The organism is Endozoicomonas sp. NE40, assembly GCF_040549045.1.
Taxonomy (GTDB): Bacteria; Pseudomonadota; Gammaproteobacteria; order Pseudomonadales; family Endozoicomonadaceae; genus Endozoicomonas_A; species Endozoicomonas_A lisbonensis.
This window is the reverse complement of the sequence record NZ_JBEWTB010000002.1, coordinates 3,697,611-3,720,235: the sequence shown is the minus strand read 5'-3', so window position 1 is coordinate 3,720,235 and position 22,625 is coordinate 3,697,611. Positions and strand designations below refer to the sequence as shown.

The window sequence follows — 22,625 nt, the reverse complement described above, 5'->3', positions numbered from 1 at the left end:
TAACAACACGACACTGAATTAATTGCAGGATTAACGCCATGTTCAACGCACAGGCTCGCACCGCTGCCATCGGCAACGTATTCAACACTCGCGCAGAAAACACCAACAGCGACTATCTGAACCAGTCTGTTATGGACCATTTTCAGGCACGCATCGGCTGGATGGTTATGCTGGCGCTGTTCGGGTTCATTTCCGGCTACATTATCACCTCTTTTGAAGACACTCTCTCCAGCCTGCTGATTCTGGCGGTCTACATTCCAATGATTGCCGACAGCGGCGGCAACAGCGGTAGTCAGGCAGCGTCTGTGATCATTCAGGCACTGGCGAAAAATGACCTGCACACTGGCCTGTACCTGCGGGTTCTGTGGAAAGAGCTGCGCATTGCGATTATGACGGCGGGTGTTATTTCCATTATTGCATTCTGCAAGGTGGCCCTGCTGAGTGGTGACGCGGCTCTGCCAATGGATACCAGCCTGTTTGAAGTGGCTTTTGTTATCTCTTTTGCTCTGGCGGTTCAGATTGTTGTATCCACCCTGATCGGTGCCACAATCCCTCTGGGTGCCACCCGCGCGGGTATCAACCCGGCAGTCATGACCAGTCCAATGCTGACCAGCATCGTTGATATCTTCGGTATGCTGATCTACTTCGGTCTGGCCACCAGCATGCTGAACATCTGATAGTGTGGAATCTATGGGGTGGATGACTCCACCCCGAAAAAAACGTTTAATTCACCTTTAATCCAGCTCGACCTTTGCCCTTTCCCTCAGCTCGAATTTCAGAACCTTACCCGATGCGTTGAGCGGAAAGCTTTCCACAAACCTCACATGCCTCGGCACCTTGTAATTCGCCATTTCCTGACGACACCAGTCAATAATATCCGATGCTTCCGGCTGATATGACGCGGAAGGAATGATATAGGCCATCGCCACTTCCCCCATGCGCTTATCAGGCACACCGACAATCGCTGCCTGAGCAACGGACTTGTGAGCGCTGAGTACATTCTCAATGTAGACGTTAAAGCCTCCCGTGATGATCATGTCCTTAATCCGGTCAGTAATGCGCAGATATCCCGCTTCGTTCATCACTCCAATATCACCGGTATAGCGGCAGCGCCCGTAACCGCCACCCGCAGCGATGAGAGGTCATAGTTATCCAGCTCTGGCGTTGCAAGAATGGACTGGTAAAGCGTTAGCGGCCCCGGAAGCACAGAAACGCTCTCGCTGACAATCACCCTGAGAATCGCTTCCACATCAAACACCTGCATCGGAAGAATGGTACAGCCGCGCATCAGCGCTGCAATAAAGCCCGCTTTATAGCCAAATGAATGAAAGAAAGAAAGGGTTAACGATCAGGTACCGGTCACCGGACTGCAGACCCACCACATCACTCCAGTCTGAAATAACGCCAAGGTTCTGCCCATGCCGGGTGATAACCCCTTTGGTTTTTCCGGTCGTACCTGACGTAAACAACAGGTCGGACATATCGTTATTATGAACCTGATCCTGACGACTCCTGACAACTGTCTCTTCAACCTTTCCACCCAGAGTCAGGAAGTGTTCGAAGGTCATACGTTTATTGTCGTTTTGATCAGAACCTGCTGATCGAAAGGTTATGAACGTCCTGAGTTCTGGCAATTATTCGTCTGCCAGCAGAGCAAAGTAATCGTTCCCCAGAAATTCATCAATACAAAACAGCACATTCACACCGGCACTGCGTAGTATGTAGCCAGCTTCGGAATGGTACTGCCAACTGCCTGGTCAGCCATACTGAACACCTGTTTATTATTTCTGTTTTTAGATGAAGCAGGGCTTGCCGTTCATCCACAATAAACAGCAAGCCTAATGCCTGGCACATCGTTTCATTACGTTTGACCTGTAGGTTGGGACGAGCGCAGCGTTTATGCCCTTCAGGGTAATTCCCAACATGGGAGCTCAATGCTGTTCACCGTATTGGATATCGCATTCGGTCGACCCAACCTACGCAACACGTTAAAGTCATTGAATTTAAACGACTTCAGCCACTTCGTCCTGTTCAGCGGGCTCAGCTTCAGCATTGGTATCGTCAGCCGCATCAACCTTCACTACATGCCGACCGGCTCGTCTGCCGGAGAAAATACAGTCCGCAATTGAAAGACCACTTACGTATAAGTTGGAAGCGACACCCACTGCATTCCGGCCTGCAGAATAAAGCCCTTTGATTTCCCTGCCGTCTTCATTGATGACTTCGCCGGTCTCTTCATTAATCTGTAAACCGCCCAGAGTAATCATCGGGCATGGGAACTTCTCATTAGTGATGTCGAGATCCAGAACATACCACGGCCCCTCATCCAGGTTAGCCATAAAGCTTTCAGCCTTACCCAGCTGATCTCTGGTATTGGTTCTGGCATGTTTACTGTACTGGTGCAGGGTTTTCACCAGAGTCTCCAGAGGCGCACCGGTATAGTCGGCCAGCTCTGCAAGAGTATTCGCTTTTTTCGCCGCCACAAAAATAGCCATTAACGCAGGCATATACTGGAAGAACGGCAGCTTACCGGGTACGGATTGTGACAACGCCTGTTTGCGCAGCTCACCATTAAAAATCAGTGATGCTTTATTATTCTGCTTTTCAACCAGTTCATATCCCAGTTTTGCGCCATAAACATCTTCACTGCAGAAACGCTCACCCTTCAGATTCACAGCAATTCCATGGGCAAAGGCCAGTGGTGGATTAATAAAGCACCAGGCACTGATTTTATCCATCCGGTCAATAGCGCCACCAGCGCCCTGCCCCAGCCGGATGCCGGACCCTGTGCAGCCCGACGTTCCCAGCTGCAAAGCACCTACATACTTTTCACCGTACTGATCCATCATCGTCTGATTCATAACGAAACCACCGGCAGACAGAATCACTCCCTTACGGGCGCGTATTCGTTTTACGACACCTTCTGCACGTTCAAGGACAGCCAGTTTATCTCTCAGGCGAAAAGCAAACTTACGAGCCGCGTTATGACTGCGCTCCGCCAGACGATAAAGCAGCTTATGCCTGCGAGCAGCGCTTGAGCCTGCGGGTATCTGCCGAACTTCCAGACCGACCACCTGACCATTCTGATCAGTGATCAGCCGGATTGCTTCAGTCTGCACCTGAAGCTTGACGCCCCGACTTAGTGCTGATTTACGTAAAGCAGCAAACAGCACTTCTCCAGACAACCCTCTACCTTTCACCCGGTGACCTCGTGGCGCAGGTTTAACCTGTTCGGCATAAGAAGAAACCGCCTCGTTACCAGAGTAATACAGATAATACTGATCCGTGGGATACGACGTTTTTACCGGGGGAATATTGCCCGCAAACTCAACATTATGATGCTGTAGCCACTGCAGGTTAGTCACACTCTGGTCACAGAAACGGCGCAATGTCTCTTCCCTGACCGCATCCCCTACTTCCATTTTCAGGTATTCAAACATCTGCTCCGGAGTATCCTCGACACCTTCAGACTTTTGTATCGGGGTTCCACCACCCGCATAGACAACCCCGCCACTTCCGGCCGTTGCACCACCACCAAAAAAGCGGTCAACCGCCAGCACCGTAGCTCCCTGCTGAACAGACTCCAGCGCGGCAGCTACGCCTGCGCCACCAAAACCAACGACAACGACATCCTGTTCATCATCCCAGTCATACTGATCTGCACACTCAATGCTTAGCGCCTGCGGAACTTCAGTCATTTGCTGTCTGGTCATAGCTTGCCCTTTTATTATCGTGATGCTCAGGCTTCCACGGCTTCAGCCGTTGTCGTATATCGACCGTCGACATAAACCAGCGGGTTGACGTCTTCACTGTTTTGAATACTTTTAATCCGCCCGATAAAAATAGTGTGCGTTCCATAATCGTAACGACCATCCTGCACACACATCAGAACCGATTGAGCATCGGCCAGATAAGGCAGGCCACCTTCAGATTTAGCCCAGTTACCAAACGCAAAGCGTTCTTCTCCGCGCAGTCTGCCACCACAGGCAACGGATACATCCTGCTGCTCCAGACTGAGAACATTGATACAGAAATCAGCCCCTTCAGCCAGGGCGGAGTGCATGGCCGTTGACTGATTGACACAAACCAGCAGTGACGGTGGGTCCATGGAGAGAGAAGTAACAGAAGTAGCGGCCATGGCATGACGCTCTGCCTTACCGCTGCAACTCACTACTGAAACCGAGCTGGCAAGGCGTCTCATGGCCTGCAGCATACTACTCTTTAAATCGTTTTTGCCGCTCATTGTCTAACTCCTGTCATCTTTTTTACAGATAGCAGGATTGTCTCTGTCAGCCATGTTGGCATCATCGTCCATCAAGACTACAGGGCATTAAATGCACTAATTCGTTTAGATGATGTGTGTACTGACCGCTCTTGCTTCAATCTGCTCCATATTCATTTTCCAGAATCATGCGGTCACAACTAACCGGGGACGCGGAGATAACAATAATGATTGATAAAGAGCAGGTCAGGCAGGAACGTGAGGCACCGGATTACCGAACCTTCCTGGTCCCCCGCAGTGATTATGAAATTCAGGATAACTGGGATGTAATGGGTTTGAGGGCAACCGGATCTAATGACATTGTCGTAGACGATGTTTTTGTACCAGAGTATCGTACACACCGTTCACTGGACGGCTTTATGCAGAACAGTCCGGGACACTGCCCCCCTGTTTAAATTACCCTTTGGCCAGATTTTTGTGCGTTCTGTGTCGTCTTCTGCCATTGGTGCGTTAAAAGGGGCAGTGGACGAATACATTGAATTTAACCGCAACCGTATCGTCCTCAGTGATGGCAAAGCCGTCAGGGAAGATCCCGGAGCTCAGAAAGCGGCTGCCGATGCCCTGAGAGTTGTGGATGAGTGCAAGACCACCCTGTTCAAAAACTTCGACATTCTGGCGGATAAAACGGAGAACGATGTTCCACTTGATATGAAAGAACGGGTCAAGATGCGATACGACTCGGCCTATGTCATGACCAAGTGTGCAGAAGCCGTCAACCAGCTTTACACCTACTGCGGTTCTTCAGTGATCTTCAGGAACCATACCGTTAATCGTGCTTTTCGTGATATTCAGACGGGCCGCACCCATGTTGCCAATGTGCCGGACAAATACGGGCGCAACTTTGGCGGTGTTGTGTTTGGTCGGAAAAGCACTGATTTCTTCTTATAAGTAAACCTCTACCCCTTGCAGGGCGTTTGCTGTTCAAACACTCTGCAGGTTTCCTTTGGATTATCCCAGTGAGGACTGTCACCCAGTACCTCTACCAGATAATCAATAAACGAGCGCAATGGTCGTGAAACAAAACGGTTTTCCGGATAAACGGCATAAATTCCCCCAATCGGGACATCATAATCGGGCAACACCTGCACCAGCCTTCCCTCCTGAACATCCTGCCAGCAGATAAACGTTGGTGATAAAACAATGCCCTGGCCGAGAATCGCCATTTCATTAAGAAAGTCACCATTGTTGGCGATCAGCCTGGGCTTCATGGAGTAGCTGATGGTGGTTCCCTGCCGGTCTCTCAGTCTGACAGCGCTACCCCGGCTAGTTTCATATTGCAGGAGGGCGTGATCTTTCAGGTCTTCTGGTGTTTCCGGAGTACCATAGCGTTCAAGGTAGTCGGGGCTGGCTACCAGCATGCCGTTGGCAGAAGCTATGCGTCGGGCCTGAAGCGTCGAGTCAGGCAATGAGCCAATGCGGATTGCCATATCGCGACCAGACTCTATGAGGTTGACATACCGGTCAGACAGGTCGATATCCAGCAGCAGTTTTGGATGCAGGCGGGTAAACTGATCAACCACCCTGACCAGATGGTGTCGGCCAAAAACCAGTGGTGCCGCAATTTTCAGCACACCCTGAAGCTCCTGTTCCTGCTCGCAGACCACAGTGTGTAATTCTGAAACTGCATTAAGAATATTCAATGACTGCTGATAGCAGCGCTGCCCTGCTTCGGTAAGATGTGAGCGCCGGGTCGTACGGTTCAGTAACCTGACACCCATACGTTTTTCCAGCTTTACAAGACGCTGACTGACTGCTGACTTGGCAATCCCCATCTGCTCTGCCGCCTTACCAATACCTCCGGCCTCGACCACCCGGACAAAGACCTGCAACTCCTTAAGCTGGCTCACGTCACTGTTCTCTTTTTTGAAATTATTAATTCACATTCGTTGTGTTTTTCCTGCCCACTCTAATTCATACACTACTGCCAAACAATCTCTACGAACCGACAGAAAGAGAACAACAAAGGTATTACCGCATGGATCAGGCACAAAAACTTATCGCCCCGTTTGGTCGTTTACTCCTCTCCCTGATGTTTATTCTGGCTGGCTACAACAAAATCGGTGGTTACACTGGCACCCAGGGTTATATGGAAGCCATGGGCATTCCCGGCATGCTGCTGCCACTGGTGATTGCGGTTGAACTGCTGGGCGGTCTTGCCCTGCTGGTTGGCTGGAACACCCGTATTGCCGCGTTCCTGCTGGCAGGGTTCACCCTTGTGGCTAACCTGATTTTCCACAACCTGACAGAGCAGATGCAGTCATTACTGTTTATGAAAAATCTGTCGATTGCTGGCGGTCTGTTGATGGTCACCGCACTGGGAGCTGGCGCTTTTTCTGTAGACAGCGTACTGAAAAGTAAAAAAGAACAGCAGCCCCAGACAGCCTGAGAATAACGGAACCGGTAAAACAGGTCGTAACGTCGGCCTTTTTTACTTTACAGCCCACCATTGCACTGTGTCATGATAAACCGTGATCACCTGAAAAATGCCAGCTACATTTATGGAACTTTTATAGAGCTTTTATAGAACTATGGATCCCGTAGCTGGTGAGAATAATAAAACAGGAATCTTCGGTTATGACTCAGGTACTCTGGACCCCTTCAGAACAGACGATCAACCCCTCAAACCTGCAGGCTTTCAGTCAGGCGGCCCGGCTCAGGACTGGTCAGACTTTCCCGGATTACAACCACCTTTATCAGTGGAGTGTTTCTGAACGAGCGTCTTTCTGGGAACTGGTCGCCGATTACTTTCAGGTCATGTTCCATGAACCCCCACAGACCATTCTGGCAAACGACGCCATGCCCGGTGCCGACTGGTTTCCCGGCAGTACCCTGAACTATGCTGAACACCTGTTACGGCACAGGGAGTCTGACCGCCCAGCCATTATCTTCCGGGGCGAGACAGGACGGAGGGAGTCCCTGACCTGGCAGGCACTTTATCAGGCGGTTTCTGCAGCCCAGAGCGGGTTGGTTCAACAGGGCGTCAGGAAAGGTGACCGGGTTGCTGCCTTTATGCCAAACTGCCCGGAAACCATCATCATGATGCTGGCCACCACAGCATTGGGAGCTATCTGGTCTTCCTGCTCTCCCGACTTTGGCCTTCAGGGTGTGCTTGATCGTTTCGGACAGATAGAGCCCAAATTGCTTCTGGCCTGTGACGGTTACTTCTATGGCGGCAAAGTCATAGACTGCAAAGACAAGGTAGCCGCTATTCAGCAGGCCATTCCAGAGCTTCAGCTGACGGTACTGGTACCTTTTATGGAGCCTGAACCTGACTTTTCTGCGTTACCGGATACGGTACTGTATTCCACGTTTGCCGCACAAGGCAGCCATGGGGTTCACTTCGAGCCTGTCGCATTTAATGACCCACTGTTTATTATGTATTCCTCGGGTACCACCGGTGTTCCCAAATGCATTGTTCATGGTCATGGCGGTACGCTGTTGCAACACCTGAAAGAGCTGGGGCTGCATACCAATCTCAAGTCCACTGACAGTCTTTTCTATTTCACAACCTGTGGCTGGATGATGTGGAACTGGATGGTGTCTTCCCTGGCCCTGGGTGCGACTCTGATCCTATACGACGGCTCTCCTTTTTTCCCAAAACCTTCCGCACTGATTGATTTACTGGAAGAAGAACAGGTCAGTGTGTTTGGAACCAGTGCAAAGTACATAGCCGCACTGGAAAAGGCGGGTGAAAAACCGGATGAAACCCATGACCTTAGCCACTTGAAAGCCATTCTGTCGACTGGCTCCCCCTTGCTCCATGAGAGTTTTGACTATGTCTACCGTTCTGTGAAAAACGACGTATGCCTTTCATCCATATCAGGCGGCACAGATATCGTTTCCTGCTTTGCCCTGGGCAACCCGACGCTGCCTGTTATCAGGGGTGAGTTGCAATGTCGGGGACTGGGCATGGATGTGCAGTTTGTCAATAACGAAGGGCAAGCCCTCACAGACGAAAAAGGTGAGTTGACCTGTCAGTCCAGCTTTCCCAGCATGCCGGTTGGCTTCTGGAATGACCCGGATGGAAGCCGCTACCGGAACGCTTATTTTAATCGCTTCCCCGATGTCTGGGCTCATGGTGATTATGGCGAACTCAGACAGTCCGGCGGCATTGTGATCCATGGTCGTGCCGACGCGGTTTTAAATCCGGGTGGTGTCCGGATAGGTACAGCAGAAATCTATCGACAGGTCGAGAAGGTTGAAGCCGTTCTGGAAAGTATTGCCATAGGGCAGGAGTGGGACAACGATGTTCGTGTCGTATTGTTCGTTAAGCTTCGCCCCGGCCTGCAGCTCAGTGATGAATTAATTAAAACCATTAAAATGACTGTCCGCAGCAATACAACACCCAGGCATGTGCCAGCCGTTATATTGCAGGTGCCAGACATTCCCAGAACCATCAGCGGCAAAATTGTTGAGCTGGCAGTCAGGGATGTTGTCCACGGAAAAACCGTTGCCAATACCGAAGCACTGGCCAACCCGGAAGCTTTGGAGTACTTCCGGAATAGGGCAGAGCTGGGTTAATAACAAAGGTCAGACAGCGATCTGTTCTTTCTCAGTACCAATAACAAACTGGTAAAGATTTTCGTAAGAATCCCAGAGATGCGCACCAAACAGAGGGTCTGGGTTGCCATTCAGTGCGGATGTGACCGCTGCAACGTCCTCCTCTGTTAACAGTGCTTTCATGGCTGGGATCATGCAGGTGTTTTCCAGCTTGAGGTGATTAATCTGCAGCTCAGCATAGCGCTGGTAATCTGCCAGAAGTGCATCAATAGGCACTATCTGGTCATTCTGTATGGACTGGAAGCGATCAATAAGATTATTGGTCAACTGATTGATCTCAACGTGCTGGTCTTCAATAACTTCCAGCTTCTCCCGCAGTTCGCTATCCGTGATTCTGGGACGTAATTTTGCCAGCAGCCGTGATTCAAGTGGATGATGAAAACTGTCAGGGTAGTTATGGAGATAATCCAGTGCATCAATAATCACCGATAGCCTGGGTCGACGGGTTGCCCCTTCCTTGTACTTTGAGATTTCCCTGTCCAGACAAACCAGCAAACGTGTCAGGTGTTCATGATCTTTTATAATTCTATCGATCAACATCGACATAGTACTCCCCCTTGTGAAGGACAGCTTTTTATCAGTGCCTGGATAAAAAGATATCCAAAACTCATGGTTATTATTGTTGTTAGGGTACTTGTATCATGCTGTGTTCGAAAAGTGTCTGTCTCTGATACTTTGACTTATATCAATTTCAAACACCTGGCTGATTGATCTATAAGGTTCAGCTGGAACCATAAAGACTATTGACCCTATGAACGACAACAAACGTTTTTTTCAGGCATCTGAGCTGAAGCAGTGGCTGCTCGAAACCAGTCAGGCGGCCCTGGATAATGGCTCTCTGCAATCGCTTTCTACAGAACTGTTCACGCTTTCCGGCACTCTTTCCGGAGCTATCCCTTTTGAAGTCAGAAAGCTATCGAGCCTGCGCAAAAAACCTTCCCACAAGTTCGCTAAAAACACAGGCAAAAACCCTTTTCTTCCTTATGAGCAGGCACTGTACATCTGCCATTTACAAGCTGGTCATGTGGTTCTGCTTAATAAATTCAATGTGGTGGATCATCATCTTCTGGTGGTTACACCAGAGTTTGAAGCCCAGGAAACATTGCTGGGTGAAAAAGAGTTTCATGCCATATTACAGGTCATGGGTTCATTCCCGATGCTGGCTTTTTATAACAGTGGTATGGAAGCGGGAGCCAGCCAGCCTCATCGGCACTTTCAGGCATTTCCCCAACCCGCCACCCTGCCTGTTGATGCAGCCCTGAAGCGTATCAGCCAGAATCCAGAGCGCCTGCCGGCGCTTCCTTTTCCAAACCTGACGGTCGATATTGCCGGAAAAACAGCAGAACAGGTTTATAAACTTTATCTCTCCATGATCAGCCAGCTTAATCCCGGCAAACCGGCCGGGCAGCACCCAGCCCCGTATAACCTTCTGATGACCGACCACTGGATGATGATGATTCCCAGAACCCGTGATCGTTATCAGGGTATATCAGTCAATGCCCTTGGGTTTGCCGGGCTTATAATGGTTAAAAACGACGAGCAGCTTGATACGGTGCAATCCCTGGGCGGCAACAGGTTACTGGCTGAGGTTTGTACCTGACACTGGTTGCTGACGATGTTTCCGTCTGAACATGGCAATATGGGGGATACCGTCTTCATCGTATAACTCCCCCGATGCCACAAAGCCACAGCCCCCATAGTAGCTTTGCAGATGAGCCTGGGCGCTGAGATAAATATCACTGTCAGGAAAGGTTTCTTCAGAGAGCCGGACCGCTTCAGCAAGGAGGGCGCGTCCTAAACCCTGTCCCCGAAAAGCTTCAGCAGTAATAACTCGGCCTATTGCCAGTTCCGGCTTTACGACTTCCGGTGGAATAACGCGGGCATAGGCAGCCAGGGCTTTACGTCCATCGTCGTTGAAAGCCCAGCCCATCAGGTGATATGCCACCTGATCCAGACCATCTGCATCCTGATAAGCGCAGTTCTGTTCTACGACAAAGACTGACTGCCGTACTGCCAGAATCTCATACAACTGGTTCAGACTAAGTGTTTCATAATGACACCATTCCCATTCAATCACTGCAGTATTTCCTGATCGTTAAAAATGGCAAATGTATCAGATCAAAATAAAAAAAGCCGCGCCACCGAGAGGGTGAGCGCAGCTTATAGCAGAAGGAAAGGCAGGGATTTATACCTATTACAGCTCGGTCAGCATTTCTGCTGCTGGACGGTAAGGCAGATTTTGAGCGTCGGCAACGGACTGGCAGGTAACAACGCCCTTGCACACATTCAGCCCTTCAAGAAGGTGTGGATTTTCTTCCAGTGCCTGTCGAGGCCCTTTGTCCGCAAGCTGTAATACATAAGGCAGGGTTGCGTTATTCAGTGCCAGCGTTGATGTGCGTGCCACTGCTCCCGGCATGTTAGCAACACAGTAATGTACAACATCGTCGACAATAAATGTCGGTTCATCGTGAGTCGTTGCAACGGCTGTTTCTGCACATCCACCCTGATCAATGGCAACGTCAACGATAACGGAGCCTTTTTTCATCTTGCTGATCATATCCCGGGTAATCAGCTTGGGTGCTGCAGCACCTGGCAACAGTACTCCCCCAATAACCAGATCCGCTGTCGTGACATGATCATTAATAGCGTGCGATGTTGAATAGACAGTACGTACCCGGTTGCCGTACTGCTCATCCAGTTTACACAGCACTTCAACTGAACGATCCAGAATAACGACTTCTGCGCCCATACCTACCGCCATGGCTGCTGCGTTCTGTCCGACAACACCGCCACCGATGATGACCACTTTAGCGGATTCAACACCGGGTACGCCCCCCAACAAAAGGCCACGACCTGACATGGACTTCTCCAGACAGTGGGCTCCAGCCTGAATGGACATGCGACCAGCGACTTCTGACATGGGAGCAAGCAGAGGCAGACGGCCATTTTTGTCGGTGACTGTCTCATAGGCAATACAGGTAGCACCGGAGTGAATCAGGTCCTGCGTCTGTGCTTCATCCGGAGCAAGATGCAGATAGGTAAACAGTGTGTGATCCGGACGCAGGCGGGCGCGCTCTTCAGCCAGAGGTTCTTTAACCTTGACGATCATCTCGGCTTTAGTGAACACTTCATCAGCAGTTTCCAGAATGATTGCACCTGCATCGACGTAATCCTGATCACTGAAACCTACACCATCTCCTGCGTTTTTCTGGACATAAACACCATGTCCGTGTTCTACCAGCTCTTTAACAGAAGCCGGTGTCAGTCCAACACGGTATTCATGATTTTTTATTTCCTTAGGCACTCCAACCAGCATAATATGCTCCTCTCAGTAGAAAATTCAGTCTTATATTTAAGTATAATGATTCTTGTTAGATGTTTATTTCGTTTATAAGCACTTGTCGACAATTAACTCCAAACAAACAAAAAACAACAGAGTTATTCACCAAGGAACTTTTGTCAGCCGCACTTTCACAACGATTACACTTCTTTATACAACAACTGGTGCTGTAAATTTATGAAAATAGCATGCAAAAAGGTGCTTCAGGTCAAAAAACCTTAACAGAGGAGTGATATTCTACGCTCGAATTATACAAGACAGGTTAGCCCTGGAGGCTGCAGTGCCAGACCCCGCATTTATGCTTGAATACCTACAGCGTGTAGGTGTGGAAGTAAAACAAACATTAGACAGCAATGATCTTAAAGCTCAGTACCTGCGTCATATTTATCGTGTTGACGCTCGTGACAAGCTGATTGATCAGGACGGGAAACCGAAGGGTAAGCCGTCTAATCCAAGACATCTGCACTAAAACAACAAAAGTTAACACGCAACAAATTTAACAAGTTTTATCACATTGGAAAATTCTGTTTTTCTATTAAACACAATAAAAATTATCTGATCTCAGTTTTAGCCTTCGGCGCAGTTACTGGAAGGTAAACGACACCGAAGGTTTAAATAACTTCTTTCAGCTCAGAACGTTAGTTTTGCTGACGACGGCGGGCTCGAGCTTCCCGTTGACGAGCTCTGTTCGCTTCCAGCTGAGCCTCAGGCATCAGGGATTGACGCGAGGGATAATGGGTTTCCATCATCTTCAGCACCTTTTCAGGGTTCTTACGAGCCTGAAAAATGTCCAGCACCGGATCTTCAGTTCCCTGCATCCAGGATTCCAGCTCGCTGCGATACTCCTTGATGATGTCCTGATAGTCAGGATGATCAATCAGGTTATTCACGTTACCCGGATCGTTTTCCAGATCGTAAAACTCTTCCAGCACACGCTTGCGGAACATTTCTGCCCGTTCAACCTGCTTTTTATCACCAGACTCCATCATCAGGTCAATGGTTTCCCGGTCGTAACCTACACGGAACTCAGAGAAGCCGGTAAATGGATTGAAGATGTAGCCATAGTGTTTACTTTGTACAGCTCGCATCGGGGTCGCAGGACCTCCGATTTTGTAGTCGATCTGGGCAAAAATATAGCCACGGCCTTCCTGCTTCTCACCACGCAGTACTGGCAGGAAAGAAGTGCCGTCTACATTGCCCGGCACATCAATACCTGCCGCATCCAGAATAGTAGGCATCAGGTCAACGGTGGATACCATGTGCTCTACATCGGTCTTACCGTTTTTCAGGTTGCCGCCAGGCCACTGAACCAGCAGTGGTGTTCTGGTGCTGGCAAGGTAAGTGTTCGCTTTTGCAAACGGGAATGGGGAACCATTGTCGGATACGAACATAACCAGGGTATTTTCTGTCTGGCCTGTTTCCTCCAGAGCTTCCATTACCCGGCCGAAAGTATCGTCCAGACGTCGAACCGAGTTGTAATAATGAGAAAGGTCAAGTCTTACTTCTGGATAGTCAGGCAAATAAGAAGGCACTGTCACCTGATCCGGCTGATACAGTTGTGAAGGAATTTCTTCACCATCGAGCCGCTCATCTTCAGGATCATGGAATACACGATGCGGGTCGTGGGAGTTGACCATCAGATAAAATGGCTGCCCCGCTTTCTTGCTCTCTTTAATGAAGGTTTTGGTTCTCTGATAGTAGAGTTCAGGAGAACGACCAGAGCCCAGGTCGTCTGCGTCGTATGAATAGTCCCAGCTAAAGTCCAGATCAGGCGTTGAATGAGTCACCTTGCCGAGTACCCCGGTACGGTAGCCATTATCAGCCAGCACGCTCATAACCGTTGGGTTTTTCTCTTTCATGTTCATGAAACCCATCATCCCGGAAGACGAGCTGTACATACCCGTTGCCATAACGGAACGACTTGGCATACAGATAGAGTGGTTTACATGGGCATTGGCAAACTGGACACCTTTTCTGGCAAAGCGATCCATATTCGGGGTCAAATTAGGGAGTTCATTGTCGAACAGGCTATAGGCTTCATAACCAAGGTCATCTGCTGTGATCAGCATAACATTGACGGGTGCGCTTTCCGCCCACACTAAGCCACTAGCGGCAAAACAGCCTGCCGCCAGCAGGGAGGTGCATTTCTTCATGATTCTTCCAATGATATTCTGTTTATCATCACACGCTTGTGTGAAGTTGAGTTACCTAAAGGTTGACTGTGTTCAGCGGGCTGACTATATCGGGTATAAAAACCGATCTCGTTAGGTATTTTTCACTATTTCGACAAAGTTATTGATCTAAATCGCTTTTTTTCAACAATTTTCGACAATTTTTTAAGTTCTATTTCTATGCTTTTGATGGACACTGTAATCTGGATAATCCCTGCAGCACTCGCCTTCTGGTACTGGTCAGACACTTCCAAAGCCCGTGAAGTTGCCATCACTCATGGTAAAAGAGCCTGCCGGGATATGAACCTTCAGTTTCTGGACGGTACCGTCGTACGTTATAAAACCAGGCCCCGAAGAGGACCCGATGGGCAGATGTGTCTGGCGCGGGATTTCAGCTTTGAATTTACGCCGGATGGCATTCGCCGATACCCCGGACATATTCGCCTGCTGGGCTCCAGACTGCAGATGATGGATATTCAGTCTCCTGATCAATCCACAGAGCATGATACCAACGTTATTCTTTCGGCTTCCTATAGAAAAGAAAAAAACGTCGAGTCTGGTAACGTGATTCAGTTCCCGGACCAGAAACATTAATTTTGTCGACATTCATGCTTTCAGATAGTCAACCGCTCTCGTCCAACAGCGGTCTCTGATAGAATGCCCGCACTTAATCATCTTGAAGGACTTGCTGTATGAGTTACGCAAGAGAACTGAAAAAGGGTCAGATTGTTCAGATTGACCGTCAGTACTACCTGGTACGCCAGATTGAAACCAAAAGCCCTTCTGCCCGTGGCGCGTCAACGCTCTATAAAATACGCTTTTCTTCAGTCCCTGGTGGACAAAAGCTGGAGCAGACCTGTACAGGTGATGATCAGTTCACTGATGTCGACCTGCAAAGGCGTACTGTTTCCTTCTTATATAAGGAAGGCGATGAATACACGTTTATGGATTCAGAAGATTATTCCCAATACCTGGTCAACAGCAGCACGATTGAAGACCAGCTTCTGTACCTGAGTGATGGAATGGAAGGTCTGACGGCCCTGCTTGTCGAGGGGCAATTGCTGGCTATTGAACTACCGGCTTCCATTGCCCTGGAAATTGTCGACACATCTCCGGCCATCAAAGGCGCATCAGCCGCTGCCAGAACCAAGCCTGCCCAGCTGAGTACGGGCCTTGAAGTTCAGGTACCTGAGTATTTGAGCATTGGTGAAGTGATCAAAGTAAACACTGAAACGGGCAAGTATATGTCCAGAGCCTGATAAATCAGCCAGCAGCAGGCGATTGCTATGAATCGCTTTGCTGCCTGTCAAACCGGTATCGAGTTTATCATCCCCGGCTTAGTGTTCCGCCATCTATTCAAGATCATCAAATCCCATCCGATAAACCTCTACACAGCAGTTTTTTGTATAGATTTAAGTTTATCGACAGAGCAAAGCACAAAAACACCTGAAATGAATTAAAAGATAAATTGTATTTTATCCGTCATGTTCATTCGGCTTATATGATGGCTAATCTCCTATGATAATAAGTTTTTTTTAACTTTAGATTTAATTGTTATATGGTGGAATCGAGTTAGAAGTTCACCAAACCGCATGCTTAACTAATCAGATAGAGGTTATTTCCTTGCCAGCATGGTGTACCGACTGGCAATATATTTATTGGCGTTAATGGATAGACGTCAGGGAAGGATAGACACCATGGATGGACGCAAATCAATTCAATGTCATCTTATCTGTCGATCGCTGAAGCGGCTGCTGATACTTGCGATCACCCCTGCTGTCTGGGCTGAAACCCCTGATACCAACACGACCATCAGCTACACAAAATACCTGAACCAGTATTCAAACGATGTAGCGCATGTGGACTCTTACACACCTCCTGCATCTCAATTGCTTTTTTCCACTAAACGACAGAAAGACATGCCGAAGCTTGATGTCGAAAGCAAGTCAAATCCGTTTACTCAGAAAAAAATCAGTCAATTTGTTTATAAAGCCTTTAAAGATCCTAAAAAACTGAGCAGCGATGCCGCAGCCAGTGCCGCCTATCTTGGACTCGATGCAATAGGGTTTGCCAAACCTCTGAAAGAACGGGTTGAATACATTAAGGAAAAAGCTCGTTTCGACTTTGGCAAATGCGGAAAGGTTGAATTCAGCGGCAAATTAAAAGCAGAAAGCTGCCTGATGGACAATTCCAAAATTGAGCTCAATTCTGATTACAAACTTGACTCCATTACTGTCAACTTCAAATGGGCTCTTTGAGCAGGCTGCCCGGAAAGCCCCCACTTTTTTATCTGACAAGTACCCATCCCCACTTCTCCTGATACAATACGCCCCCTGATTCAACAGCAGGAAGTCACCTTGAATACACATAAGCAGTATGCCCTGTTCCGTGACAGGATCGAGTCATTCTCTGACTGGAAACTCACTGCGGCTGCCACAATCGTCACTGAAAGAGCATGGCCAAATTTTGCATTATTCTCTGAGCTGGCTGAATTTGGCGACCGCTCAACCGTCAGGCACTGTCTGAACATGCTATGGGATAATATTGCCGGGTATCAGTCCGCCAAAAATTTTGAACGACTGCTGGAAAAAATAGACGACAATACGCCCAATCCCGATGATTACGATATGTTTGGCGTCCAGCCCGCTCTGGACACTATCGTCAGTATTAACTGCGCCATCAGCTGTGCCATGATGCCCAGCACAGATGAAGCAGCCAGCGCTCTCACACTTTCTCTCAGTACTATCGGAAAATTTATTCGCTATGCAGAAGTACCTGATTTAAACGGCACTGAGCTGGCACAGTATATTGAAGAGCACGACCTCTACAAACAGCACCTGGGCTTTCTGGATGACATCCTTAACAGGTTGGAAACCCAGAAAAAACAAAACCCCGATTTTATGAAAGAAATCAGGGCGCAGGCTCAGAATAATGGTATCAGCCAGCTCGGAATATCGCTGGACTAATTGCTGAACTAGTGGCTGAATAAACAGACCCTAAACGTCTATTTGATATTGTTCACAATATCCCTTAGCAGGCTGTAAATTCTGTTCTCTGCATTGGACATGGCATCATAATTCTGATTATGCGATTGCATTGCTCTTTGCAGCTGAACAGTCTGCAGCTGGTTACTGCCGGTCAGGTTCTCCTTGGCTGCCAGCAGGTCAGTCTTAAGGAAACCCCATTCCTGCGGTGTCAGGTCACCCCTTATTGTTGCCCAGTCCTGCGCAACCAGGTTGCCTTTGCCATCATCTTTCTTAATTGAAATTTTCAGGATGTTAGCCAGGATATCTTTCTCTTCTTTTGTCAATGAAGGTGTAACACCACTGTACTCGTTATTAAGCGTGTTTTGAAAAGCAAGTTTACGGGCTGCGTATCCACTGACCTGGGCATTTGCATCATTGGGGTTAGTCTGGGTCATACTGGCAACTTTAACACCATCGTATTCCCAGGAGTCCAGCCCTCCCGCCTCCAGCAGGATATAACCGTCATTATCCAGAGTATCCAGCGCACTGCCATTTAACGCTGCAGCTACAATCTTTGGATCGGCCGTGTTGACATCATTAATGGTCATCCCCTGATTACCGCGCTTAATAGTGATCTTCTGGATATCGGCCAGGCCACCGGAAAAGTCGCTGGTGTCAAAAGCCGTAGCGGGGGCTCCCGTATCAAAGGTAATTTCAGTACCGTCATCCAGAACCATTGTCATATCGTTCATAACAGGGATACCAACTTCACTGGCGTCAACACTGCCCCCTGTTGGCACTGGAATCAGGGCCTTATCTTTATAAATCAGTTGATTGCCTTCAGCATCCACCAGCGTAAACGAAGTATTTCCATCATCATCCGTCTGAAACCCCAGCCCGTACCCATTGTCCAGTACGATATTCTTGCCATTTACCGTCCAGGTTGGATTAGCATAATTACTGTCGTTGTACTGAGCGATATTAGCCTTATTAACCATTGTATTAACGGAGTGCAACAGATTGTTGGACGTTTCTATATCTTTGGCGATTCTGCGTACTTCGCCATCGAGCATACTGCCTCGTTCAAGATACACGGCTGCAATAAAGTCCTGCTGACTCAGTTCAGCCGGATCAAGCGGCTGAAACGAAATATTACTATTATCTACGCCATTAACATTACTCATGCTGCTCGCATCCTTGCTGTATTAACAGATCTGCATGCCTTTTCTTTATACAAATCCGGTACGGCGCCTCCGGACAGACGGCTTGCTCTTGCGTTTGGGCTTAAGAAGGTTGTTAGCCAGACGGATTTCTCTGCGCTTTTCAGAAGCCTGCTCAGACATATCCTGTTTCAGCTCTTCGCTGAAGCGAATCAGTTCCTGACGGGCTTTATGTCTCTGTTTAACTGTCCAGCGGTCGCTGTTTATGAAATCTCTGAGCGCCTTGCGGTCCAGGCCGACATTTTCCATAAATTCAGCCTGCTGCTTCATACTTCTATTCGCTTGATTGAGAACTGCTTCTGATTCTTTCTGCACAAGCCAGGATGACTTGCTGAGCTTGGTAATGTCTACCAGACGGATGCGGGATGCCATTCCCTCTCTCCATAAAAGTCCATGAAAGTTGCTAATTTTCAGTTTAGACAGATTTCATACAAACATTCACCCGTCAGGCATGAGCAGCTAAAATCACTCCAGCAGAAGGCTGCAGATGCAGAATAATAAACAACAGAGTGTGCCGTAATGGATATAGAAAGTTTTGAGTCCCTGATGCTGAAAACCCTGCTCACAGGGCTTATTTTATTTATGGGGTTTATCGTTTACGACCTGTCAAAAAAGTCCAAAGCCGGCAAGTTCGGTACCTTTGTTTTATTTGGAGCACTATGCTTAGGTGTGCTGGGGTTTCTTATCAAAGGAGTACTTATGCGTTCGATTGGCTGACAGTTGTCTGCTGGGAAAACTTAAAAAAAAGCCCGGGTCAAAACATTGACCCGGGCCAGAATAGAAGAACGAACATGACAAGTCAGCAAGTCAAACAGACAGACTTACCGTTGAGTACATCAGCACTCCATGACAAGAGATAAGAAACATAGCAGCTTATCTGTCTGCTATTCTGAACGTTCTGACAATTTCATTAATCCGTAGATATACGCCAAGTTTCAACACAATCTGACAAACACCCACAAAAAGCCACCCAGACAACAGCGCCTGTTCGTATTTTTACCAATCTGGTCACGGCACCAACTCTGTTTTGTAACAAACTCATCCAAAATAACCCAGCCATTTCATCCAGGTAGTTCCTACCGTAAGCCAGATCGTCAGATAAACCAGGCTCATCAGAAAGCCAGCTTTCCACCAGGTAGTCAGTGGAACATATCCAGCGCCAAACAAAATCGGGGAAGGCCCATTGCCATAATGTGTCACAACCGCACAATTACTGCTCAGGTACGCCAGTATCAGGGCAGCACCTGCCGGGTGAATGCCGGCGCTGATCATGATAATCAGAAAACTGGCATACATAGCACTGATCTGAGCCGTCGTTGATGCAAAAAAGTAATGAGCAAAGTAATAGACCACACTGATTGAAACCAGGCTGAGCCAGACAGGCAAACCTTCAAACCATACGCTGATAAAACTGCTGAGATACGAAACCACTCCAAACTCACTCAAATAGTGAGCCATAGTGACAAAAGCACCGAACCAGATCATGGTATCCCAGGCACCTTTATCACCTTTTATTTCATCCCAGTTGAGTACACCCGACAGCAACAGTATGCACACTCCACACAGGGCCACCAGCGAAGCAGAAAGTCCGAGATAACGCCCCGTTACCCAGAACACCAGCAAAACCATAAAGGTGCCTGCCATAATCCATTCATCCCGCTTGAAGCTGCCAAACTCGTGTAATTTCTCTTTTGCCATTTCAACGGCTTTTGGGGTTTCCCTTAATTGGGGAGGTGAAATTCTGTAAAGCAGGACAGGCATGAGAGCCAGACAGATCAAACCCGGAACAATCGATCCAATAGCCCAGGATGCCCAGGTAATATCAACACCCTGATCACCTGCCAGCTTCACGACCAGCGGATTCCCAGCCATAGCAGTAAGAAACGGGTGCAATTAAAAGTGTTCCCCGGTCAGCAATTTCCCAGAACTTGGCCATAATGCTAAGAGTTCATTTTTCACCCGATGCGTTCCATGTCTACTTCCAAAACCCTTGCGGAAAAACTTGCTGCCCATCCAGAGCTTGAAAAAAGAGTATCTGAATTGATCAGTCTGGTAGAAGCCAAGTCCGGTCATCTTGACCGGGCTGATGAAGCAGAGGAAGCTGTCATTGAAAACCTTAAAGAACTGGGGAATGAGCTTCTGACGGACTGGGGAGCCCATAAAGAGAAGCAAAAGTTTGAAGAGGCCCACGATCTTCACTCTGAATCAAATACTAAAAAAAAGACCTCCACTGGATGACCACTTACGGCAAAGTTCGTCTCTGTGAGCGATGCTTGACCGTTGCAGGGCATCGTATACGCCCTTTTTCCGAGAATGCCCATATCCACTGTCGTGACTACTCTTTACCGTTACAACGGCGATTGGTGGATTTTGCATCAGACAGTTCTTTTGCAACAGCTTCACAGAAAATGGAAGAGCATTATGGCGTTATCGTACCTGAGTCATCAGTACGAGCCATTACCCTGGGTCACGCCCGCTGCATGAGTGAGCAATCTAAAGCTTCCCTGAAAAATTGTCAGGAATGTGTAGGAGAAGGCAAGCAGCTGATTGGTGAAATGGACGGCAGCATGATTCCAGTGGTTCTTTTTGATGAAGAAGCTGAAGGCGACAAGCGCAAGGCCAGAAAAGTTGACTGGCAAGAGGCCAAGCTTTGCTTGGTTTATGAACAAGGAAGTTGCGATAAGCGACATCGTGTAGTTATGGGAGAGCCCGGTGAAGCAGGCGATCAGTGGTTGAGTTGCGCTATTGAGCAAGGTTTGAATCGGCAGTCATCTATTCATTGTGTAAGTGATGGGGCTAAGTGGATTGCCAGCCAGGCAGACCGCGTATTCGCATCTCAGGGAAGTTTTCTGGTGGATTACTATCACCTTTGTGAGTACATCGCAGATGCTGCTAAAGAGTGCATTGGAAAAGATGAAAAAGCCCGTAAAAAATGGACTGATGAACAAAAAACAAGAATGAAAGCAGGTGAGTCAGAGAGAGTTCTGGCAGAGCTTGAGCCTTATCGTAACGGTAAGGTTGGAAAGGAAGCCAACAAATCGGAAGAGTGTCATCGCTATATCAGGAATCGTCCCGGACAATTTGATTATCAGGCGGCAGAAGCTGCCAATTTGCCTATCGGTTCAGGTGAAATAGAGAGCTCCAATCGTTCTGTTGTTCAAACCCGGTTGAAACTTCCCGGAGCATGGTGGAAACCAGAGCATGCTCACGATATGTTGAACCTTAGAACTTTAAGGGCTAATGGTGACTGGAATAAGTACTGGAAAGCCACTGGATAGAACACTTTTAATTGCACCCGTAAGAAACATACCGCTGGTTATTGCATTGGCATGGAACACCACCAGTGTTAAAAAAGTACCCATTCTTCTGGCAGAAGGATTACCGGGGTAGCTGTCATACACCTCGGCTATTGAGCGCATAATCGGGTAAACCACAGCACCGGCTCTGGCCGTCTGGCTGGGCATAGCAGGTGCCAGTACGGCATCCGTCAGCGCCACACCATAACCAAGCGTGATCGTCTTTTTCCCCAGCAACCGCATAAAGCAAAACGCTATTCGCAGTCCCAGACCCGTTTTAATAAAACCGTTGGAAATGAAAAACGCCAGCACAATCAGCCAGGTAATGGGTTCACTGTAGCCAGACAACGCCTGTTTCAAAGTCAGGGTCTGAGTAAGCCCCAGTGCAGCCATACCAAAAAAAGTGACCGCAGACATGGGCAAAGGCATCACCATCACTCCGAGCAGGGTACTCAGAAAAATGGTCATCATTTGCCAGCCCCTGATATCCATAGCTTCCGGAGCTGGAAGATTCCAGAGAAACACTCCAAAAAGCAAAGGGACACAATAGCGCAACAACAAGGCTGGCTGAGTTAAAATAGAGCGATTACCGGAAGAATTTAAAGCACCCAACACTAACCCCCGTCCTGAATTTTTCGTTTTGTTATCCAGCCAGGAAAAACACCCTGTTGACTGGCTCATCATGATTTCAAGACTTCAGTGTAGTTCAGATTCGTGTTCTGAATATTTATTCAAATAAAGACTTAATCCATTCTCCTTAATGGACATTTCCTGAAGATTTTGCTTTCAC

The 22,625-nt window shown here is 48.3% G+C and carries 29 protein-coding genes; 15 read left to right on the top strand and 14 right to left on the bottom strand.

Annotated elements, in window-relative coordinates; genetic code table 11:
* Positions 1-38 precede the first annotated feature (38 nt).
* Positions 39-677 (top strand): magnesium transporter, encoded by a 639-nt coding sequence (locus V5J35_RS17670; RefSeq protein WP_354008411.1) that lies wholly within the window; start codon positions 39-41, stop codon positions 675-677.
* Positions 678-734: 57 nt separating this feature from the next.
* Here the strand turns inward: V5J35_RS17670 and V5J35_RS17665 are convergent, their stop codons facing one another.
* The 5 genes from V5J35_RS17665 to V5J35_RS17645 all read right to left on the bottom strand — a co-directional run bounded on the left by V5J35_RS17665 (position 735) and on the right by V5J35_RS17645 (position 4,243).
* On the bottom strand, positions 735-1,082 hold the full coding sequence (locus V5J35_RS17665) for an AMP-binding enzyme (protein WP_354008410.1): 348 nt from the start codon (positions 1,080-1,082) through the stop codon (positions 735-737).
* Positions 1,082-1,288 carry an acyl-CoA synthetase family protein gene (locus V5J35_RS17660; RefSeq protein WP_354008409.1) on the bottom strand — a complete coding sequence of 69 codons (207 nt, stop codon included), beginning with the start codon at positions 1,286-1,288 and terminating at the stop codon, positions 1,082-1,084. Before V5J35_RS17660 ends, V5J35_RS17665 begins: the two co-directional genes overlap by 1 nt.
* Before the next feature lie 22 nt (positions 1,289-1,310).
* Entirely contained in the window at positions 1,311-1,568 is a 258-nt protein-coding gene (locus V5J35_RS17655; protein ID WP_354008408.1) for an AMP-binding protein, read from the bottom strand.
* Positions 1,569-2,003: 435 nt separating this feature from the next.
* Complete coding sequence (locus tag V5J35_RS17650; RefSeq protein ID WP_354008407.1) at positions 2,004-3,713, bottom strand: FAD-binding protein; 1,710 nt, start codon at positions 3,711-3,713, stop codon at positions 2,004-2,006.
* Positions 3,714-3,739: 26 nt separating this feature from the next.
* A complete protein-coding gene (locus V5J35_RS17645; RefSeq protein WP_354008406.1) occupies positions 3,740-4,243 on the bottom strand; it encodes a flavin reductase family protein in 504 nt (167 codons plus the stop codon).
* 206 nt (positions 4,244-4,449) lie between these two features.
* On the opposite strand from V5J35_RS17645, the gene V5J35_RS17640 reads away from it, so the two are divergent.
* Both V5J35_RS17640 and V5J35_RS17635 read left to right on the top strand, forming a co-directional pair.
* Positions 4,450-4,677: a hypothetical protein gene (locus tag V5J35_RS17640; RefSeq protein WP_354008405.1), complete on the top strand. Its 228-nt coding sequence runs from the start codon at positions 4,450-4,452 to the stop codon at positions 4,675-4,677.
* A 31-nt stretch (positions 4,678-4,708) separates the two neighbouring features.
* Positions 4,709-5,170, top strand: coding sequence for an acyl-CoA dehydrogenase family protein (locus V5J35_RS17635; RefSeq protein ID WP_354008404.1), 462 nt, complete (start codon positions 4,709-4,711; stop codon positions 5,168-5,170).
* A gap of 8 nt (positions 5,171-5,178) precedes the next feature.
* Here V5J35_RS17635 and V5J35_RS17630 read toward each other — a convergent pair whose 3' ends face one another.
* Entirely contained in the window at positions 5,179-6,129 is a 951-nt protein-coding gene (locus tag V5J35_RS17630) for a LysR family transcriptional regulator (protein WP_354008403.1), read from the bottom strand.
* Between the two features lie 128 nt (positions 6,130-6,257).
* Here V5J35_RS17630 and V5J35_RS17625 point away from each other — a divergent pair, with 128 nt between their 5' ends.
* Positions 6,258-6,668, top strand: coding sequence for a DoxX family protein (locus V5J35_RS17625; RefSeq protein WP_354008402.1), 411 nt, complete (start codon positions 6,258-6,260; stop codon positions 6,666-6,668).
* Between the two features lie 188 nt (positions 6,669-6,856).
* The gene (locus V5J35_RS17620) at positions 6,857-8,803 is read left to right on the top strand and encodes an acetoacetate--CoA ligase (protein ID WP_354008401.1); all 1,947 of its coding nucleotides are present in this window, start codon (positions 6,857-6,859) and stop codon (positions 8,801-8,803) included.
* A 9-nt stretch (positions 8,804-8,812) separates the two neighbouring features.
* On the opposite strand, the gene V5J35_RS17615 is transcribed toward V5J35_RS17620, so the two are convergent.
* Entirely contained in the window at positions 8,813-9,388 is a 576-nt protein-coding gene (locus V5J35_RS17615; RefSeq protein ID WP_354008400.1) for a hemerythrin domain-containing protein, read from the bottom strand.
* 205 nt (positions 9,389-9,593) lie between these two features.
* Here V5J35_RS17615 and V5J35_RS17610 point away from each other — a divergent pair, with 205 nt between their 5' ends.
* The gene (locus V5J35_RS17610; protein ID WP_354008399.1) at positions 9,594-10,442 is read left to right on the top strand and encodes a DUF4922 domain-containing protein; all 849 of its coding nucleotides are present in this window, start codon (positions 9,594-9,596) and stop codon (positions 10,440-10,442) included.
* Here the strand turns inward: V5J35_RS17610 and V5J35_RS17605 are convergent.
* Together V5J35_RS17605 and ald are read right to left on the bottom strand one after the other, a co-directional pair.
* Positions 10,419-10,919 (bottom strand): GNAT family N-acetyltransferase, encoded by a 501-nt coding sequence (locus V5J35_RS17605; protein WP_354008398.1) that lies wholly within the window; start codon positions 10,917-10,919, stop codon positions 10,419-10,421. The two genes, V5J35_RS17610 and V5J35_RS17605, sit on opposite strands and share 24 nt — an antisense overlap.
* A gap of 117 nt (positions 10,920-11,036) precedes the next feature.
* Entirely contained in the window at positions 11,037-12,158 is a 1,122-nt protein-coding gene (gene ald / locus V5J35_RS17600; RefSeq protein WP_354008397.1) for an alanine dehydrogenase, read from the bottom strand.
* Between the two features lie 304 nt (positions 12,159-12,462).
* Between ald and V5J35_RS17595 the strand changes: the two genes are divergently transcribed.
* Positions 12,463-12,651, top strand: a complete 189-nt coding sequence (locus V5J35_RS17595) for a hypothetical protein (protein ID WP_354008396.1) — start codon at positions 12,463-12,465, stop codon at positions 12,649-12,651.
* A 169-nt stretch (positions 12,652-12,820) separates the two neighbouring features.
* Here the strand turns inward: V5J35_RS17595 and V5J35_RS17590 are convergent, their stop codons facing one another.
* Positions 12,821-14,335 (bottom strand): sulfatase family protein, encoded by a 1,515-nt coding sequence (locus tag V5J35_RS17590; protein ID WP_354008395.1) that lies wholly within the window; start codon positions 14,333-14,335, stop codon positions 12,821-12,823.
* Positions 14,336-14,542: 207 nt separating this feature from the next.
* Between V5J35_RS17590 and V5J35_RS17585 the strand changes: the two genes are divergently transcribed.
* From V5J35_RS17585 to V5J35_RS17565, 5 genes are all read left to right on the top strand, one after another.
* A complete protein-coding gene (locus V5J35_RS17585; protein ID WP_354008394.1) occupies positions 14,543-14,947 on the top strand; it encodes a DUF3301 domain-containing protein in 405 nt (134 codons plus the stop codon).
* Between the two features lie 98 nt (positions 14,948-15,045).
* Positions 15,046-15,612, top strand: coding sequence for an elongation factor P-like protein EfpL (gene efpL / locus V5J35_RS17580; protein ID WP_354008393.1), 567 nt, complete (start codon positions 15,046-15,048; stop codon positions 15,610-15,612).
* A 27-nt stretch (positions 15,613-15,639) separates the two neighbouring features.
* Positions 15,640-15,813, top strand: a complete 174-nt coding sequence (locus V5J35_RS17575) for a hypothetical protein (protein ID WP_354008392.1) — start codon at positions 15,640-15,642, stop codon at positions 15,811-15,813.
* Between the two features lie 237 nt (positions 15,814-16,050).
* A complete protein-coding gene (locus tag V5J35_RS17570) occupies positions 16,051-16,611 on the top strand; it encodes a hypothetical protein (RefSeq protein ID WP_354008391.1) in 561 nt (186 codons plus the stop codon).
* Between the two features lie 99 nt (positions 16,612-16,710).
* Positions 16,711-17,319 (top strand): DUF416 family protein, encoded by a 609-nt coding sequence (locus V5J35_RS17565; protein ID WP_354008390.1) that lies wholly within the window; start codon positions 16,711-16,713, stop codon positions 17,317-17,319.
* 38 nt (positions 17,320-17,357) lie between these two features.
* On the opposite strand, the gene V5J35_RS17560 is transcribed toward V5J35_RS17565, so the two are convergent.
* Both V5J35_RS17560 and V5J35_RS17555 read right to left on the bottom strand, forming a co-directional pair.
* A complete protein-coding gene (locus V5J35_RS17560) occupies positions 17,358-18,503 on the bottom strand; it encodes a hypothetical protein (RefSeq protein WP_354008389.1) in 1,146 nt (381 codons plus the stop codon).
* A 45-nt stretch (positions 18,504-18,548) separates the two neighbouring features.
* Positions 18,549-18,911: a hypothetical protein gene (locus tag V5J35_RS17555; RefSeq protein WP_262566479.1), complete on the bottom strand. Its 363-nt coding sequence runs from the start codon at positions 18,909-18,911 to the stop codon at positions 18,549-18,551.
* 147 nt (positions 18,912-19,058) lie between these two features.
* Here V5J35_RS17555 and V5J35_RS17550 point away from each other — a divergent pair, with 147 nt between their 5' ends.
* Positions 19,059-19,256 carry a DUF2788 domain-containing protein gene (locus tag V5J35_RS17550; protein ID WP_354008388.1) on the top strand — a complete coding sequence of 66 codons (198 nt, stop codon included), beginning with the start codon at positions 19,059-19,061 and terminating at the stop codon, positions 19,254-19,256.
* A gap of 321 nt (positions 19,257-19,577) precedes the next feature.
* Here V5J35_RS17550 and V5J35_RS17545 read toward each other — a convergent pair whose 3' ends face one another.
* Positions 19,578-20,411, bottom strand: coding sequence for a DASS family sodium-coupled anion symporter (locus tag V5J35_RS17545; protein ID WP_354008387.1), 834 nt, complete (start codon positions 20,409-20,411; stop codon positions 19,578-19,580).
* A 99-nt stretch (positions 20,412-20,510) separates the two neighbouring features.
* Here V5J35_RS17545 and V5J35_RS17540 point away from each other — a divergent pair, with 99 nt between their 5' ends.
* Together V5J35_RS17540 and V5J35_RS17535 are read left to right on the top strand one after the other, a co-directional pair.
* Positions 20,511-20,777, top strand: coding sequence for a hypothetical protein (locus V5J35_RS17540; protein ID WP_354007673.1), 267 nt, complete (start codon positions 20,511-20,513; stop codon positions 20,775-20,777).
* Complete coding sequence (locus V5J35_RS17535) at positions 20,774-21,817, top strand: UPF0236 family transposase-like protein (RefSeq protein ID WP_354007956.1); 1,044 nt, start codon at positions 20,774-20,776, stop codon at positions 21,815-21,817. The genes V5J35_RS17540 and V5J35_RS17535 overlap by 4 nt, the downstream gene beginning before the upstream one ends.
* Here V5J35_RS17535 and V5J35_RS17530 read toward each other — a convergent pair.
* On the bottom strand, positions 21,770-22,516 hold the full coding sequence (locus V5J35_RS17530) for an SLC13 family permease (RefSeq protein WP_354011318.1): 747 nt from the start codon (positions 22,514-22,516) through the stop codon (positions 21,770-21,772). The two genes, V5J35_RS17535 and V5J35_RS17530, sit on opposite strands and share 48 nt — an antisense overlap.
* Positions 22,517-22,625: the final 109 nt, after the last annotated feature.

Bases quoted from the DNA above. Each gene is read 5' to 3' on its own strand.
- V5J35_RS17570 (WP_354008391.1), top strand. From the start codon at position 16,051: ATGGATGGACGCAAATCAATTCAATGTCATCTTATCTGTCGATCGCTG.
- ald (WP_354008397.1), bottom strand. From the start codon at position 12,158: ATGCTGGTTGGAGTGCCTAAGGAAATAAAAAATCATGAATACCGTGTT.
- V5J35_RS17530 (WP_354011318.1), bottom strand. From the start codon at position 22,516: ATGAGCCAGTCAACAGGGTGTTTTTCCTGGCTGGATAACAAAACGAAA.
- V5J35_RS17610 (WP_354008399.1), top strand. From the start codon at position 9,594: ATGAACGACAACAAACGTTTTTTTCAGGCATCTGAGCTGAAGCAGTGG.
- V5J35_RS17575 (WP_354008392.1), top strand. From the start codon at position 15,640: ATGAATCGCTTTGCTGCCTGTCAAACCGGTATCGAGTTTATCATCCCC.
- V5J35_RS17645 (WP_354008406.1), bottom strand. From the start codon at position 4,243: ATGAGCGGCAAAAACGATTTAAAGAGTAGTATGCTGCAGGCCATGAGA.
- V5J35_RS17670 (WP_354008411.1), top strand. From the start codon at position 39: ATGTTCAACGCACAGGCTCGCACCGCTGCCATCGGCAACGTATTCAAC.
- V5J35_RS17660 (WP_354008409.1), bottom strand. From the start codon at position 1,288: ATGCGCGGCTGTACCATTCTTCCGATGCAGGTGTTTGATGTGGAAGCG.
- V5J35_RS17640 (WP_354008405.1), top strand. From the start codon at position 4,450: ATGATTGATAAAGAGCAGGTCAGGCAGGAACGTGAGGCACCGGATTAC.
- V5J35_RS17655 (WP_354008408.1), bottom strand. From the start codon at position 1,568: ATGACCTTCGAACACTTCCTGACTCTGGGTGGAAAGGTTGAAGAGACA.
- V5J35_RS17665 (WP_354008410.1), bottom strand. From the start codon at position 1,082: ATGAACGAAGCGGGATATCTGCGCATTACTGACCGGATTAAGGACATG.
- V5J35_RS17535 (WP_354007956.1), top strand. From the start codon at position 20,774: ATGACCACTTACGGCAAAGTTCGTCTCTGTGAGCGATGCTTGACCGTT.
- V5J35_RS17550 (WP_354008388.1), top strand. From the start codon at position 19,059: ATGGATATAGAAAGTTTTGAGTCCCTGATGCTGAAAACCCTGCTCACA.
- V5J35_RS17620 (WP_354008401.1), top strand. From the start codon at position 6,857: ATGACTCAGGTACTCTGGACCCCTTCAGAACAGACGATCAACCCCTCA.
- efpL (WP_354008393.1), top strand. From the start codon at position 15,046: ATGAGTTACGCAAGAGAACTGAAAAAGGGTCAGATTGTTCAGATTGAC.
- V5J35_RS17545 (WP_354008387.1), bottom strand. From the start codon at position 20,411: ATGGCTGGGAATCCGCTGGTCGTGAAGCTGGCAGGTGATCAGGGTGTT.
- V5J35_RS17615 (WP_354008400.1), bottom strand. From the start codon at position 9,388: ATGTCGATGTTGATCGATAGAATTATAAAAGATCATGAACACCTGACA.
- V5J35_RS17650 (WP_354008407.1), bottom strand. From the start codon at position 3,713: ATGACCAGACAGCAAATGACTGAAGTTCCGCAGGCGCTAAGCATTGAG.
- V5J35_RS17585 (WP_354008394.1), top strand. From the start codon at position 14,543: ATGGACACTGTAATCTGGATAATCCCTGCAGCACTCGCCTTCTGGTAC.
- V5J35_RS17540 (WP_354007673.1), top strand. From the start codon at position 20,511: ATGTCTACTTCCAAAACCCTTGCGGAAAAACTTGCTGCCCATCCAGAG.
- V5J35_RS17555 (WP_262566479.1), bottom strand. From the start codon at position 18,911: ATGGCATCCCGCATCCGTCTGGTAGACATTACCAAGCTCAGCAAGTCA.
- V5J35_RS17590 (WP_354008395.1), bottom strand. From the start codon at position 14,335: ATGAAGAAATGCACCTCCCTGCTGGCGGCAGGCTGTTTTGCCGCTAGT.
- V5J35_RS17625 (WP_354008402.1), top strand. From the start codon at position 6,258: ATGGATCAGGCACAAAAACTTATCGCCCCGTTTGGTCGTTTACTCCTC.
- V5J35_RS17560 (WP_354008389.1), bottom strand. From the start codon at position 18,503: ATGAGTAATGTTAATGGCGTAGATAATAGTAATATTTCGTTTCAGCCG.